15 protein-coding genes are annotated in these 15644 nt (G+C 62.3%); all 15 read left to right on the forward strand.

The window, feature by feature from the left end; genetic code table 11:
* Window positions 1-268: 268 nt before the first annotated feature.
* On the forward strand, window positions 269-634 hold the full coding sequence (locus tag NTH_RS18220) for an NADH-quinone oxidoreductase subunit A (RefSeq protein WP_265519503.1): 366 nt from the start codon (window positions 269-271) through the stop codon (window positions 632-634).
* Window positions 625-1200, forward strand: coding sequence for a NuoB/complex I 20 kDa subunit family protein (locus tag NTH_RS18225; RefSeq protein WP_338531355.1), 576 nt, complete (start codon window positions 625-627; stop codon window positions 1198-1200). The genes NTH_RS18220 and NTH_RS18225 overlap by 10 nt, the downstream gene beginning before the upstream one ends.
* A gap of 9 nt (window positions 1201-1209) precedes the next feature.
* Window positions 1210-1812: an NADH-quinone oxidoreductase subunit C gene (locus NTH_RS18230; protein WP_338531356.1), complete on the forward strand. Its 603-nt coding sequence runs from the start codon at window positions 1210-1212 to the stop codon at window positions 1810-1812.
* A gap of 17 nt (window positions 1813-1829) precedes the next feature.
* Window positions 1830-3020: an NADH-quinone oxidoreductase subunit D gene (locus NTH_RS18235; protein WP_338531357.1), complete on the forward strand. Its 1191-nt coding sequence runs from the start codon at window positions 1830-1832 to the stop codon at window positions 3018-3020.
* Complete coding sequence (locus NTH_RS18240) at window positions 3020-4297, forward strand: NADH-quinone oxidoreductase subunit E (protein ID WP_338531358.1); 1278 nt, start codon at window positions 3020-3022, stop codon at window positions 4295-4297. Before NTH_RS18235 ends, NTH_RS18240 begins: the two co-directional genes overlap by 1 nt.
* 10 nt (window positions 4298-4307) lie before the next feature.
* Window positions 4308-5612, forward strand: coding sequence for an NADH-quinone oxidoreductase subunit NuoF (gene nuoF, locus NTH_RS18245; protein WP_338531359.1), 1305 nt, complete (start codon window positions 4308-4310; stop codon window positions 5610-5612).
* Window positions 5613-5616: 4 nt separating this feature from the next.
* On the forward strand, window positions 5617-5958 hold the full coding sequence (locus NTH_RS18250) for a pentapeptide repeat-containing protein (protein WP_338531360.1): 342 nt from the start codon (window positions 5617-5619) through the stop codon (window positions 5956-5958).
* A complete protein-coding gene (gene nuoG / locus NTH_RS18255) occupies window positions 5951-8032 on the forward strand; it encodes an NADH-quinone oxidoreductase subunit NuoG (protein ID WP_338531361.1) in 2082 nt (693 codons plus the stop codon). Before NTH_RS18250 ends, nuoG begins: the two co-directional genes overlap by 8 nt.
* A 10-nt stretch (window positions 8033-8042) precedes the next feature.
* Window positions 8043-9086 (forward strand): NADH-quinone oxidoreductase subunit NuoH, encoded by a 1044-nt coding sequence (gene nuoH, locus NTH_RS18260; RefSeq protein WP_338531362.1) that lies wholly within the window; start codon window positions 8043-8045, stop codon window positions 9084-9086.
* A 40-nt stretch (window positions 9087-9126) separates the two neighbouring features.
* Window positions 9127-9618 (forward strand): NADH-quinone oxidoreductase subunit NuoI, encoded by a 492-nt coding sequence (nuoI, locus tag NTH_RS18265; RefSeq protein WP_338531363.1) that lies wholly within the window; start codon window positions 9127-9129, stop codon window positions 9616-9618.
* A gap of 119 nt (window positions 9619-9737) precedes the next feature.
* The gene (locus NTH_RS18270; protein ID WP_338531364.1) at window positions 9738-10358 is read left to right on the forward strand and encodes an NADH-quinone oxidoreductase subunit J; all 621 of its coding nucleotides are present in this window, start codon (window positions 9738-9740) and stop codon (window positions 10356-10358) included.
* 2 nt (window positions 10359-10360) lie between these two features.
* Window positions 10361-10669, forward strand: a complete 309-nt coding sequence (gene nuoK, locus NTH_RS18275) for an NADH-quinone oxidoreductase subunit NuoK (RefSeq protein WP_338531365.1) — start codon at window positions 10361-10363, stop codon at window positions 10667-10669.
* 11 nt (window positions 10670-10680) lie between these two features.
* Window positions 10681-12678 (forward strand): NADH-quinone oxidoreductase subunit L, encoded by a 1998-nt coding sequence (nuoL, locus tag NTH_RS18280; RefSeq protein ID WP_338531366.1) that lies wholly within the window; start codon window positions 10681-10683, stop codon window positions 12676-12678.
* Window positions 12679-12681: 3 nt separating this feature from the next.
* On the forward strand, window positions 12682-14187 hold the full coding sequence (locus tag NTH_RS18285) for an NADH-quinone oxidoreductase subunit M (protein ID WP_338531367.1): 1506 nt from the start codon (window positions 12682-12684) through the stop codon (window positions 14185-14187).
* Window positions 14188-14203: 16 nt separating this feature from the next.
* Window positions 14204-15640, forward strand: a complete 1437-nt coding sequence (nuoN, locus tag NTH_RS18290) for an NADH-quinone oxidoreductase subunit NuoN (RefSeq protein ID WP_338531368.1) — start codon at window positions 14204-14206, stop codon at window positions 15638-15640.
* Window positions 15641-15644: the final 4 nt, after the last annotated feature.

The following is a 15644-nucleotide window of genomic DNA, read 5'->3' on the forward strand; positions in this document are numbered from 1 at the left end:
AAGCGGTTGTCGGCGCCCGCCACCCATGGGCGCCATCATCGGACGCAGGGGCCGTTGGCCGGGCCGGTACCGGCAGGCGATCGAGCGCGGCGGGGCGAAACTTATGCCCCAATCTTGCCAAGGTTTGACTTGCGTCGCCAGACTGCCTGCGCTAACCCTCGCCGCGTTGCAACATGGGCTGTGCCGGCCGCGCTTCTAGCCATCGCGGGACCGTGCGACGCGCCCCAGTACGGAGCCTCGCATCAGGCGGGCAACGGAAAGTCGGACAATGAACGATCTCTTGAGTTCATATCTACCTATCATCATCTTCATGGGCGTGGCGCTGGGAATCTGCCTTGTGCTGATCGCCGCGCCTTTCGTGGTGGCCTACAAGAATCCGGATCCGGAGAAGCTGTCGGCCTACGAATGCGGCTTCAACGCCTTCGACGATGCCCGCATGAAGTTCGATGTGCGCTTCTATCTGGTTGCCATCCTGTTCATCATTTTCGATCTCGAGGTGGCGTTCCTGTTTCCGTGGGCGGTCTCGTTCGGCGCGGTGGGTTGGCTGGGGTTCTGGTCGATGATGGTGTTCCTCGGCGTGCTGACCATCGGCTTCATCTATGAGTGGAAAAAGGGAGCGCTGGAATGGGATTGAAGGACAACACCCTCGTCGCACCCGCGCCCAAGGGCATTATAGATCCCAATACCGGAAATCCGGTGGGGCAGAACGATCCATTCTACACGGACATCAACTCGGAACTGTCCGACAAGGGCTTTCTCGTGACCTCGTCGGAGGCGCTGATCACCTGGGCGCGCACCGGCTCGCTGATGTGGATGACCTTCGGGCTCGCCTGCTGCGCCGTCGAGATGATGCACGTCTCCATGCCGCGCTACGATGCCGAGCGTTTCGGTATCGCCCCGCGCGCCTCTCCGCGCCAGTCCGACGTGATGATCGTTGCCGGCACCCTGACCAACAAGATGGCCCCGGCGCTGCGCAAGGTCTACGACCAGATGCCGGAGCCGCGCTACGTCATCTCCATGGGCTCGTGCGCCAATGGCGGCGGCTATTACCACTATTCCTATTCCGTGGTGCGCGGCTGCGACCGCATCGTGCCGGTCGACATCTACGTGCCGGGCTGCCCGCCTACGGCTGAAGCGCTGCTCTACGGCATTCTTCTTTTGCAGAAGAAAATCCGCCGCACCGGCACCATCGAGCGCTAGGAGACTTGCATGAGCGAAGCGCTTAAGGACCTTGCAGCCTACATCACCGAAAAGCTAGACGCCCAGATCCAGGACGCGCTCATCGCCAGCGGCGAGCTTACGCTTCTGGTGGAGGCCGGCGACATTATCGACGTGCTCAATTTCCTGAAGACCGACGTCCAGTGCCAGTTCATCTCCTTCATAGACATCTCGGGCGTCGACTACCCGTCGCGCGACAAGCGCTTCGAGGTCGTCTACCATCTCCTGTCGCCCCGGCAGAACCAGCGCATCCGCGTGAAGATATCCACCGACGAGGAGACGCCGGTGCCTTCGGCCGTCGACGTTTTTCCGGGAGCCGATTGGTTCGAGCGCGAGGTCTATGACCTTTATGGTGTGCTCTTCACCGGCCATCCGGACCTGCGCCGGCTGCTCACCGATTACGGCTTCGAGGGCCACCCCCTGCGCAAGGATTTTCCGCTGACGGGCTTTGTCGAAGTCCATTACGACGGCGATGCCAAGCGCGTGGTTTACGAGCCTGTCGAGCTTCGCCAGGAGTTCCGCAATTTCGATTTCCTCTCGCCCTGGGAAGGGACGGAATACGTGCTTCCGGGCGATGAGAAGGCGAAGCAGTGAATGGTGGTTGCCCCTAAATGACCGAACATTCCGTCCGAAATTTCAACATCAATTTCGGTCCGCAGCATCCGGCGGCGCACGGCGTTCTGCGCCTTGTGCTCGAGCTCGACGGTGAAGTGGTCGAACGTGTCGATCCGCATATCGGCCTGCTGCATCGCGGCACCGAAAAGCTGATCGAGCACAAGACCTATCTGCAGGCCGTGCCCTATTTCGACCGGCTCGACTACGTCGCGCCGATGAACCAGGAGCATGCCTTCGCGCTCGCCGTCGAGCGTCTCCTGGAGATCGAGGTGCCGATCCGCGGCCAGGTCATCCGCGTGCTCTATTCCGAGATCAGCCGCATCCTGTCGCACCTCCTGAACATCACCACCCAGGCGATGGACGTGGGTGCGCTGACGCCGCCGCTCTGGGGCTTCGAAGAGCGCGAGAAGCTGATGGTGTTCTACGAGCGCGCCTCGGGATCGCGCATGCATGCCGCCTATTTCCGCCCCGGCGGCGTGCATCAGGACATTCCGGACAAGCTCGTCGAAGACATCGGCAAGTGGATCGACCCGTTCCTCACGACGGTCGACAATCTGGACGAACTCCTGACGGGCAACCGCATCTTCAAGCAGCGCAACGTGGATATCGGCGTCGTTACATTGGAGGATGCCTGGGCCTGGGGCTTTTCCGGGGTCATGGTGCGCGGCTCGGGGGCCGCATGGGATCTGCGCAAGAGCCAGCCCTACGAATGCTATCCGGAGATGGAATTCGATATTCCCATCGGCAAGAACGGCGACTGCTATGACCGCTATCTGATCCGCATGGAAGAGATGCGCCAGTCGGCGAAGATCATGCGGCAGTGCGTCGACCGGCTTCTGGGCAAGAACCGCACCGGCCCCGTCTCCAACACCGACGGCAAGATCGTTCCGCCAAAGCGTCCGGCGATGAAGCGGTCGATGGAAGCGCTGATCCATCACTTCAAGCTCTATACCGAGGGCTATCACGTGCCCGCCGGCGAGGTTTATGCCTGCGTGGAGGCGCCCAAGGGCGAATTCGGCGTCTATCTCGTCGCCGACGGCACCAACAAGCCTTACCGCTGCAAGCTGCGCGCGCCGGGCTTCGCCCATCTTCAGGCCATGGACTTCATGTGCCGGGGCCATCTCCTGGCCGACGTTTCCGCCGTGCTCGGCTCCCTCGATATCGTGTTTGGTGAGGTAGACAGATAATGTCAGTCCGCCGTCTCGCAGACGAATCCGTCCAGCCCGCCTCCTTTGCCTTTTCCCGCAATATGAGCGCGGAGGCGAAGCGCTGGATCAAGAAGTACCCGAAGGGCCGCGAGCACTCGGCGGTGATCCCGCTTCTCATGCTCGCGCAGGAGCAGGAAGGCTGGGTCACCCGTCCTGCGGTCGAGCACGTGGCCGAAATGCTGGACATGCCGCTCATCCGCGTTCTGGAAGTGGCGACCTTCTACACCCAGTTCCAGCTCGCCCCCGTCGGCACCCGCGCTCACATCCAGGTTTGCGGAACCACGCCCTGCATGCTGCGCGGGGCGGGCGAACTCATCGATCTTTGCAGATCCAGGATCCATCCCGAGCCTCTGCACACCAACGAAGCCGGCACGCTTTCCTGGGAAGAAGTGGAGTGCCAGGGAGCCTGCGTGAACGCTCCGATGGTCATGATCTTCAAGGACACCTACGAAGATCTGACGTTGGAACGGCTCGAGGAGATAATCGACGCCTTTGAGGCCGGCAAGGGAGATACCATTACGCCGGGACCGCAGATCGACCGCTTCTATTCGGCTCCTGCTTCCGGCCTGACAAGCCTGACCGATGAGAAGGCCGTGACCCGAATGGCGGCAGACGGCCGCAAGCCGGCCTCCAAGGCGCGAGGGACGGCGGTACCGCCGGCGCGCGCCGCCAAGCCCGAGACGGAGGCGCTGGAGACGGACGCGGCGATAAAATCGCCGTCGCCGGTGAAGGTTCGCAGCAACGGCGAGAAGAAGGCCAGCGTCAAGCCGCCGAAGGAAGACGCAACACAGGCCGATCGCGTTGCCGAAGAAGCCGAGAAGACGGTGCGCACGCGCCGTCATTCAGGCAAACCCAAGCCGCCGGAGCCCCAATTGCGGGCACCCGAACTTAAGAAGGCCAAGGCCGCGAGCGAGATGGAAAAAGGGCCTGAATCGCCGTCCAGGTCCCGCGACGACGGACCGAAGCCGTCGCTGGAAGATGCGAACCGCCCCAAGGCCGAGCGCCGTCCCGCGCAGCCCGACGACCTGAAGATGATTTCCGGCGTGGGTCCGAAGATCGAGGCAATCCTCAACGATCTCGGCACCTATACCTATGCGCAGATCGCTTCATGGAACAAGGCCGAGCGCGAATGGGTGGACGGCTATCTGCGCTTCAAGGGCCGGATCGAGCGCGAGGACTGGGTGAAGCAGGCCAAGGCGCTCGCCAAGGGCGGTGCCGCCGAGTATGAGCGCGTCTTCGGCAAGAAGCCGCGTTGAGGAGAGTGTGATGCTAGCCGACCAAGACCGCATCTTCACCAATATCTACGGCCAGTTCGACAAATCGTTGAAGGGCGCCATGGCGCGCGGCCATTGGGATGGCACCCGCGGCATCATCGACAAGGGCCGTGACTGGATCATCGGCGAGATGAAGGCTTCCGGGCTGCGCGGGCGCGGCGGCGCGGGCTTTCCGACCGGCCTCAAATGGTCGTTCATGCCCAAGGAGCCCGGCGAGCGGCCGCATTATCTTGTCGTCAATGCCGACGAATCCGAGCCGGGAACCTGCAAGGACCGCGATATCATGCGCCACGACCCGCACACGCTGGTCGAAGGCTGCCTGATCGCCGGCTTCGCCATGGGCGCGCATACGGCCTATATCTATGTTCGCGGCGAGTTCATCCGCGAGCGCGAGGCGCTGCAGCGCGCCATCGACGAATGCTATGATGCAGGCCTTCTGGGCAAGAACAACAAGAACGGCTGGGATATGGACGTGTTCGTCCATCACGGCGCCGGCGCCTATATCTGCGGCGAGGAGACCGCGCTGCTCGAAAGCCTGGAAGGCAAGAAGGGCCAGCCGCGCCTCAAGCCGCCTTTCCCTGCCAATGTCGGGCTCTATGGCTGCCCGACCACGGTCAACAACGTCGAATCCATCGCTGTCGCGCCGACCATTCTGCGCCGCGGAGCATCCTGGTTCTCCTCCTTCGGCCGCGAGAACAACAAGGGCACCAAGCTCTTCTGCATCTCCGGCCATGTGGAGAACCCGTGCACGGTGGAAGAGGAGATGTCGATCCCCTTCCGCGAGTTGATCGAGCGCCACTGCGGCGGCGTTCGCGGCGGCTGGGACAATCTTCTGGCCGTCATTCCCGGCGGCTCCTCGGTGCCGCTGGTGCCGGCCGACCAGATCATCGACGCTCCGATGGATTTCGACTCGCTTCGCGACCTGAAGTCGGGCCTGGGCACGGCGGCGGTGATCGTCATGGACAAGTCCACCGATATCGTGAAGGCGATCGCCCGGCTCTCCTACTTCTACAAGCATGAGAGCTGCGGCCAGTGCACGCCGTGCCGCGAGGGCACAGGCTGGATGTGGCGCGTGATGGAGCGGCTGGTGCGCGGCGAGGCGCACAAGCACGAGATCGACATGCTGCTCGACGTGACGAAGCAGGTGGAAGGCCACACGATCTGTGCTCTTGGAGATGCCGCTGCATGGCCGATCCAGGGCCTCATTCGGCATTTCCGCCCGGAGATCGAGCGGCGCATCGACGAATTCACCCGCAACGCCCACCGCGCCGAGCCGGCGCTGGTGGCGGCGGAGTAGGGCGATGAAGATCGAAGGGGAAAAGCACCGGATGACGGTGAGGAAAAGCGACCTCTCGGGGTCGGTTTTCGATGACGTCAATCTGTCAGGGTGCAGCTTTGAGAACGTCAACATGTCGGGCGGCAAGTATCACGACATCAATTTGTCGGGCTGCGCGTTCGACGATCTGAATATGTCGGGCTGGATGGTGAAAAACGTCAATTTTTCCGGCTTGCGAATCGAGGATGCCAATCTTGCAGGCGCATCGATCTCTAACTGCCGGCTGCAGGGCATGACGATCGATGGCATCGAGGTTGGTGATCTGATCGCCGCATGGAAAGAACGCGAGGCGCGCGACAATGGCTAGACTGAAAGTGGACGGCACGGAGATCGAGGTTCCCGATCACTACACGCTGCTGCAGGCCGCCGAGGAGGCGGGCGCGGAGGTGCCGCGCTTCTGTTTCCACGAGCGTTTGTCCGTCGCCGGCAATTGCCGCATGTGCCTGGTCGAGGTGAAGGGCGGGCCGCCCAAGCCTGCCGCCTCCTGCGCCATGGGCGTGCGTGATCTGCGCCCCGGTCCCAATGGCGAGGTGCCGGAAATCTTCACCAAGACTCCGATGGTCAAGAAGGCCCGCGAGGGCGTGATGGAGTTCCTGCTCATCAACCATCCGCTCGACTGCCCGATCTGCGATCAGGGCGGCGAGTGCGACCTGCAGGATCAGGCGATGGCCTATGGCGTGGATTCTTCGCGCTTTCACGAAAACAAGCGCGCCGTCGAGGACAAATATATCGGCCCGCTGGTCAAGACCATCATGACGCGCTGCATCCATTGCACGCGCTGCATCCGCTTCTCGACCGAAGTGGCCGGCGTGTCCGAGCTCGGCGCCACGGGCCGCGGCGAGGACATGGAGATCACCACCTATCTGGAGCAGGCGATGACGTCGGAGCTCCAGGGCAATGTGATCGACCTGTGCCCGGTCGGCGCGCTCACCTCCAAGCCCTACGCTTTTCAGGCACGCCCATGGGAGCTGACAAAGACGCAATCCATCGACGTGATGGACGCCGCGGGCTCCGCTATCCGCGTCGACACGCGCGGCCGCGAGGTGATGCGCATCCTGCCGGTCGTCAACGAGGCGATCAATGAAGAGTGGATCTCCGACAAGACCCGCTTTGTCTGGGACGGGCTGCGCACCCAGCGCCTCGACCGGCCTTACGTGCGCAAGGGCCAGCGCCTGCAGCCGGCGACCTGGCGCGAGGCCTTCGAGGCCGTCGCCGGCGCGGTCGCCAAGACCGCGCCTGAAAAGATCGGCGCTATCGCCGGCGACTTGGCCGGCGTCGAGGAAATGTTCGCCCTCAAAAGGCTGATGCAGTCGCTGGGCTCGCCCAATTACGACTGCCGACAGGACGGCGCGGCTCTCGATCCCTCGCTCGGGCGGGCAAGCTACATCTTCAATCCTACCATCGAAGGCATCGAGGACGCTGATGCGCTGCTGATCATCGGGGCCAATCCTCGTCTCGAGGCTTCCGTCATCAATGCCCGTATCCGCAAGCGCTGGCGCATGGGCGATTTTCCGATCGGCGTCATCGGCGAGGCCTCGGATCTGCGCTACGACTACGAGGCGCTGGGCGCCGGTACGGACACGCTGAAGGATCTGGCTGGCGGTAGCGGCAAGTTCTTCAACACGCTCAAGAAGGCCAAGCGTCCGATGATCCTCGTCGGCCAGGGCGCTCTTGCGCGGCCGGACGGCAGGGCCGTCCTCGGCCATGCGGCCAAGCTCGCCACGGCCGTGAAAGCGGTGACGGAGGACTGGAACGGTTTTGCGGTGCTGCATACGGCCGCCGCGCGCGTGGGCGGCCTCGATATCGGATTCGTGCCTGAAGACGGCGGTGCCGATGTCGCCGGCATGATGGGCAAGATGGACGTCGTATTCCTGCTGGGCGCCGATGAGATCGACATGGACAAGCTGGGCGGCGCTTTCACCGTCTATATCGGCACCCATGGCGATGCCGGTGCGCACCGCGCCGACGTCATCCTGCCTGCCTCGACCTATACGGAAAAGACGGCGACCTATGTGAACACCGAAGGCCGGGTCCAGTTGACCAACCGCGCCGGCTTCGCACCGGGCGAGGCGAAGGAGGATTGGGCGATCCTGCGGGCGTTGTCCGAGGTGCTGGGCCATAAGCTGCCCTTCGATTCGCTCAACGCGCTGCGCGCTGCGCTATACGAGGTCCATCCCCATATGGCCGCGGTTGATGCGATCGAGCCGGGCGACGCGACGGCGATCGCTGAAATGGCCGATATTGGCGGGGCTTTGTCCCCGGCGGCTTTCACCTCGCCGGTGAGGGATTTCTACCTCACCAACCCCATCGCACGCGCATCCGCGATCATGGCCGAGTGCTCGGCCCTTGCCCGCGGCGAACTGAAACAGGCGGCCGAGTAGAGACCAGACCATGGAAACATTCTTCACCCTCTACGTGCTTCCTGGGCTGATCATGCTCCTGAAATCGGTCGTTCTGATTTCGGTTCTGCTGATCTTCGTGGCCTATATTCTTTATGCCGACCGCAAGATCTGGGCGGCGGTGCAACTGCGCCGCGGCCCGAACGTGGTGGGCCCGTGGGGGCTGCTGCAGGCTTTCGCCGATCTTCTGAAATTCGTTTTCAAGGAGCCGGTGATCCCGTCCGGCGCCAACAAGGTGGTGTTCCTTCTGGCGCCGGTCGTGGGGGCCGTGCTGGCGCTTGCCACCTGGGCGGTCATCCCGGTGGCCGAGGGCTGGGCCATCGCCGACATCAATGTCGGCATCCTCTACATCTTCGCGATAGCCTCGCTGGAAGTCTACGGCGTCATCATGGGCGGCTGGGCGTCCAACTCGAAATATCCGTTCCTGGGCGCGCTGCGCTCAGCAGCGCAGATGGTCTCCTACGAGGTCTCCATCGGTTTCGTCATCGTCACCGTGCTCCTGACGGTCGGCTCGCTCAACCTGACCGACATCGTCCTGTCGCAGGGCGACGGCCTCGGCACGATGCTGGGCCTGCCCAACACGTTCCTGGACTGGAACTGGCTCGCCCTGTTCCCGATGTTCATCATCTTCTTCATATCGGCGCTCGCCGAGACCAACCGCCCGCCTTTCGATCTGGTCGAGGCCGAGTCGGAACTGGTCGCCGGCCACATGATCGAATACTCCTCGACGCCGTTCCTCTTGTTCTTCCTCGGCGAATATGTCGCCATCGTGCTGATGTGCGCGCTTACCACCATTCTGTTCCTTGGCGGATGGCTGCCGCCCTTCGATTTCGCGCCCTTCACCTGGGTGCCGGGCGTCTTCTGGTTCGTTTTCAAGGTGTGCATGGTCTTCTTCATGTTCGCGCTGGTGAAGTCTTTCGTACCGCGCTACCGCTACGACCAGCTCATGCGCCTTGGCTGGAAGGTCTTCCTGCCGATCTCGCTCTTCATGGTGGTGGCGACCGCGGCCTTCCTCAAATTCACGGGCATGGCGTAATGGCGCGCCGCTTCCAGCCCACTCAAGCCGGAGAATGACGATGTCAGCTCTTGCCCAGGCGGCCAAATCACTACTCCTGATGGAGTTCGTCGGCGCGGTCGTCCTTTCCATGAAGCAGTTCTTCGCGCCCAAGGCGACGTTGAACTATCCCCATGAGAAGGGGCCGATCTCCCCGCGTTTCCGCGGCGAGCACGCGCTGCGCCGTTATCCGAACGGCGAGGAGCGCTGCATCGCCTGCAAGCTGTGCGAGGCCATCTGCCCGGCGCAAGCCATCACCATCGAGGCCGGCCCCCGCCGCAACGACGGCACGCGCCGAACCGTGCGCTACGACCTCGACATGGTGAAGTGCATCTACTGCGGCTTCTGCCAGGAAGCCTGCCCGGTTGACGCCATCGTCGAGGGGCCGAATTTCGAGTTCGCGACCGAGACGCGCGAAGAGCTTTACTACAACAAGGAAAAACTGCTCGCCAATGGCGACCGGTGGGAGCGGGAGCTTGCCCGCAATATTGCATTGGACGCGCCCTACCGGTGAGGGGACAGGAGTGGACGAAGGCTGGGGCCTCGTCTAAAGACACGACAAATTTCACGCCCCGGGCGGGGCGGACGGATGAGCCGGCGCAAGGCCGGCTCGGCTAGGTACCGAGGGAACCCATGCTGACAGGACTCGCGGCGATATTCTTTTACCTGTTCGCCTTCATTGGAGTGGCGGCGGCCTTTATGGTGATCTCCGCGCGCAATCCGGTGCACTCGGTGCTCTATCTGATCGTCACCTTCTTCAATGCGGCGGCGCTTTTCCTTCTCACCGGCGCCGAGTTCCTGGCGATGATCATGCTGGTCGTCTATGTCGGCGCCGTGGCGGTGCTGTTCCTCTTCGTCGTCATGATGCTGGACGTCGATTTCGCCGAGCTGAAGCAGGGTGCGCTGCAATATGCGCCGATCGGGGCTATCGTCGGCATCGTCCTGGCCGCCGAACTGGTGATCGTGTTGGGCGGCTACGCGTTTTCGCCGGAACTGGCGGGTGAGATTTCAAGGCCAACGCCGGATATCACGGTCCGCCACAACACGGCGGCGCTGGGCGATATCCTTTATACGGACTACATCTATTTCTTCCAGATCGCCGGCCTCGTGCTTCTCGTCGCCATGATCGGCGCCATCGTGCTCACGCTGCGCCACAAGGAAGGCGTTCGTCGACAGTCCGTCCCGCAGCAGGTCGCACGCACGCCGGAAACGGCAATCGAAATCCGCAAGGTCGAATCGGGCGAGGGCATCTGAACATGGAAGTCGGCATCGCACATTTTCTCACGGTCTCCGCCATCCTGTTCACGCTGGGCGTGTTCGGCATTTTCCTGAACCGCAAGAACGTCATCATCATCTTGATGTCGGTCGAGCTGATCCTTCTGGCCGTCAACATCAATTTCGTGGCCTTTTCGGCGGTGCTGGGCGATCTGGTCGGTCAGGTCTTTGCGCTGTTTGTCCTGACTGTGGCTGCCGCCGAGGCGGCGATCGGCCTCGCCATTCTCGTCGTCTTCTTCCGTAATCGCGGCACCATCGCCGTCGAAGACATCAATATGATGAAGGGCTGAGGCCGCCGTCCATGTATCACGCGATCGTTTTTCTCCCCCTCATCGGCTTCCTGATTGCCGGCCTTTTCGGCCGGTCGATCGGCGCCAAGGCGTCGGAATACATCACCTCGGGCTTTCTGGTGGTTGCCGCCGTGCTTTCCTGGATCGCCTTTTTCCAGGTGGCCATCGGCGCGGGCGAGGCGTTCACCGTGCCGATCATGCAGTTCATCGCCTCCGGTGCGCTCGAGGTGGACTGGGCGCTGAGGATCGACACCCTCACCGTGGTGATGCTGGTGGTCGTCAACACGGTTTCGGCGCTCGTGCACGTCTACTCCATCGGCTACATGCATCACGACCCGCACCGGCCGCGCTTCTTCGCCTATTTGTCGCTCTTCACCTTCGCCATGCTGATGCTGGTGACGTCCGACAATCTGGTGCAGATGTTCTTCGGCTGGGAAGGGGTGGGCCTGGCTTCCTATCTGCTGATAGGCTTCTGGTACAAGAAGCCGTCGGCCAGCGCCGCGGCCATGAAGGCCTTCATCGTCAACCGCATCGGCGACTTCGGCTTTATCCTTGGCATCTTCGGGGTTTTCGTGCTGTTCGGCTCGATCAATCTCGACACCATCTTCGCCGCAGCCGCCGGCTATCTTCCGGCGGAAGGCGCAGGCGAGGGGGCGGCCGCTGCCGAGCCGGTTCTGACCTTCCTCGGCTATTCGCTCGACAGGGCCGGCGCGCTGACCGCAGTCTGTCTGCTCCTGTTCCTGGGCGCCATGGGCAAGTCGGCGCAAGTGCCGCTTCACACCTGGCTTCCGGATGCGATGGAAGGCCCGACCCCTGTTTCGGCCCTTATCCATGCCGCCACCATGGTCACCGCGGGCGTCTTCATGGTGGCGCGGCTGTCGCCGATCTTCGAACTTTCCGCCGATGCCCTGACCGTCGTCACCGCCGTTGGCGCCTTCACCGCCTTCTTCGCCGCGACCGTCGGCCTTGTCCAGAACGACATCAAGCGCGTCATCGCCTATTCTACCTGCTCGCAGCTCGGCTACATGTTCGTGGCGCTCGGCACGGGCTTCTATAGCGCCGCCATCTTCCACCTGTTCACCCACGCCTTCTTCAAGGCGCTGCTGTTTCTGGGCGCCGGGTCGGTCATCCATGCCGTGTCGGACGAGCAGGACATGCGCAGGATGGGCGGCTTACGGAAGCTCATTCCGCAGACCTACTGGATGATGATCATCGGCACCCTCGCGCTGACCGGCGTCGGCATCCCCGGCACGATCATCGGCACCGCCGGCTTCTTCTCCAAGGATGCGATCATCGAAGGCGCGTTCGTCGGCCACAACGCTGTCGCTCCTATCGCCTTCGTCCTGCTCACCGTGGCCGCCGCCTTTACCAGCTTTTATTCCTGGCGGCTCATCTTCATGACCTTCCATGGCAAGCCGCGCGCATCCGCGGACGTGATGCACCATGTGCATGAATCTCCATACGTCATGCTGGTGCCGCTCTTCCTGCTGGCCATCGGCGCCATTTTCGCAGGGGTTGTTTTCCACGATTATTTCGTCGGCTATGATTACGACCACTTCTGGAAGGGCGCGCTGTTCACGCTTCCGGGCAACGAGATCCTGGAAGAGTTCCACCATGTGCCCCTATGGGTGAAGCTGGCTCCATTGGTTGCCATGCTGCTCGGTCTGGCCTTCGCCTGGCTGTTCTACATTCGCGATCCCGAGCGTCCGAAGGCGTTGGCCAGGCAGCACCGCGGCCTCTATGCATTCCTGCTCAACAAGTGGTATTTCGACGAACTCTACGACTTCCTGTTCGTGCGGCCGGCCAAGCGTCTCGGCACCTTCCTCTGGAAGGAGGGGGACGGCAGGGTGATCGACGGGCTCGGGCCGGACGGCATTTCCGCGCGCGTCGTCGATGTCACCAACCGCGTCGTCAAGCTGCAGAGCGGCTACCTCTACCACTACGCCTTCGCGATGCTCATCGGTGTCGCGGCCCTTGTGACCTGGATGATGCTTGGGAGCTCGTTTTAGAACATGACCGATTGGCCCATACTCTCCACGGTCACCTTCCTGCCGCTCGTCGGCGCTTTCCTCATCCTCTTGATCCGGGATGACGGGGCGGGCGCACGCAGGAACATCCGCAACGTTGCTCTGCTGACCACCGTTTTCACCTTCATCCTGTCGCTGTTCGTCTGGATCGGCTTCGACAATGCCGTGCCCGGTTTTCAGATGGTGGAAAAGAGCGAATGGCTCTCTTCCGGCATCAGCTATCATATGGGAGTGGACGGCATTTCCATGCTGTTCGTCATCCTGACGACCTTCCTCATGCCGTTCTGCATCCTGGCGAGCTGGGAAGCGGTGGACAAGCGCGTCAAGGAGTACATGATAGCGTTCCTGATCCTGGAAACGCTCATGATCGGCATGTTCTGCGCGCTCGACATCGTTCTCTTCTATGTGTTCTTCGAAGCCGGTCTCATCCCGATGTTCATCATCATCGGCGTGTGGGGTGGCAAGCGCCGCGTCTATGCCAGCTTCAAATTCTTCCTCTACACGCTGCTGGGCTCGGTGCTGATGCTGCTCGCCATGATGGCGATGTATCTGCAGGCCGGCACCACGGCCATTCCGGAACTGCTGACCTATGTCTTCCCGACCGGCATGCAGTACTGGCTATGGCTCGCATTCTTCGCCTCCTTCGCGGTCAAGATGCCGATGTGGCCGGTGCACACCTGGCTGCCGGATGCGCATGTGGAGGCGCCCACGGCGGGCTCCGTCATCCTGGCCGGCATCCTGTTGAAGATGGGTGGATACGGGTTCCTGCGCTTCTCCGTCCCCATGTTCCCGGTCGCCTCGATCGACCTGGCGTCCCTGGTCTTCGTCCTTTCGGTCATCGCCATCATTTATACCTCGCTGGTGGCGATGATGCAGGAGGACATCAAGAAGCTGATCGCCTATTCCTCCGTCGCCCATATGGGCTTCGTGACGATGGGCATATTCGCGCTCAACGAGCAGGGCATCCAGGGCGCCATCTTCCAGATGCTTTCGCACGGGCTGGTTTCGGGTGCGCTGTTCCTCTGCGTGGGCGTGATATACGACCGCATGCACACCCGCCAGATTGCCGCCTATGGCGGGCTGGTCAACAACATGCCGAAATATGCGGTCGCCTTCATGGTGTTCACCATGGCCAATGTCGGCCTGCCCGGCACCAGCGGCTTCGTCGGCGAATTCCTGACGCTGCTCGCCGTTTTCCAGGTGAACACGTGGGTGGCGTTCTTCGCCGCGACGGGCGTTATCCTGTCGGCCGCCTACGCGCTCTGGCTCTACCGCCGGGTCATTTTCGGCGCGCTGACCAAAGAGAGCCTGAAAGGGCTTTCGGACCTGTCGCTGCGCGAGAAGACGATTCTCTATCCTCTTGTGGCGCTTGTGATTTTCTTCGGCGTCTATCCGGCGCCGCTGCTGGACGCGACGGCGGCTTCCGTGGAGGCCCTCGTCAATCAGGTCGGCCTGTCGGTCGAACTGGCTGAAGCCGCCGCGGCAAACTGAACGGGAACGCATTGACATGACGTTTGATCTGACATCGAGCCTGATCCTCGCCGTTCCCGAACTGGCGCTGGCCGTTGGCGCCATGGCGCTGTTGATGATCGGCGTGTTCTCGGGAGACCGCGCCGATACCACCGTGACCGGCCTTGCCGTTGCGCTGTTCCTGGCGGTGATTGCCTGGATCATAGTCTTTCCGGCCGATGGACCTGCTTTCGACAACGCCTTCATTTCCGACGCCTTCTCGCGCGTGATGAAGCTTCTGACGCTGGTCGGCGCCGCCGTCACGTTGATCATGTCGGTCGGCTTCGCCAAAGCCGAGAAGTTCGACAAGTTCGAATACCCGGTGCTCATCATGCTTTCCACGCTGGGCATGATGCTGATGATCTCGGCGAACGACATGATCGCTCTTTATCTCGGCCTGGAACTGCAGTCGCTGGCCCTTTATGTCGTCGCCGCCATCAATCGCGACAGCGCGCGGGCGACGGAAGCAGGCCTCAAATACTTCGTGCTGGGCGCGCTTTCCTCTGGCATGCTCCTCTACGGCGTCTCGCTGGTCTACGGCTTCACCGGAAACACGGGCTTTGAGGCGATCGCGGCGGCGCTGTCGGATGGGGAGCGCCAGCTCGGGCTCGTCTTCGGTCTCGTCTTCGTGCTGGCCGGCCTTGCCTTCAAGATATCCGCCGTGCCGTTCCACATGTGGACGCCCGACGTCTATGAAGGCGCTCCGACACCGGTAACGGCGTTCTTCGCGGCCGCCCCCAAGATGGCGGCCATGGCGCTGCTCGTGCGGGTGACGATGGGGGCGTTCGAGCCCATCGCGCTGGACTGGCAGCAGATCATCGTCTTTATCTCCATCGCCTCGATGCTGCTCGGCGCCTTTGCCGCGATCGGCCAGCGCAACATCAAGCGCCTGATGGCCTATTCCTCAATCGCGCATATGGGCTTTGCCCTGGTGGGCCTTGCGGCAAACTCGGAAGCGGGCGTGCGCGGCGTGGTCATCTACATGCTTATTTATCTCGCCATGACGCTGGGCGCCTTTGCATTCATCCTCGCGATGCGGCGCAACGACAACAATCTCGAGCAGATCGACGACCTGGCGGGCCTTTCGTCGACCAATCCTGTTATGGCCACGATCATGACCATCCTCATGTTCTCGCTGGCCGGCATCCCGCCGCTGGCCGGCTTCTGGGCCAAGTGGTATGTGTTCCTTGCCGCCATCGAGGCCCAGCTTTACTGGCTCGCGGTGATCGGCGTTGTTGCTTCGGTGGTGGGCGCCTTCTACTACATCCGCATCATCAAGGTGATGTGGTTCGACGAATCGGCTGGCGGCTTCCAGCCCATGGCCGGCGAGTTGCGCTTCGTCCTGCTCCTGTCGGGTGCCTTCGTATTGTTCTACATGCTGGTGGGCGCTCCCGTGGAGCTGATTGCAGGCGCGGCCGCGGGCTCCTTCTTCTGACCGC

The organism is Nitratireductor thuwali (assembly GCF_036621415.1).
Lineage (GTDB): Bacteria > Pseudomonadota > Alphaproteobacteria > Rhizobiales > Rhizobiaceae > Chelativorans > Chelativorans thuwali.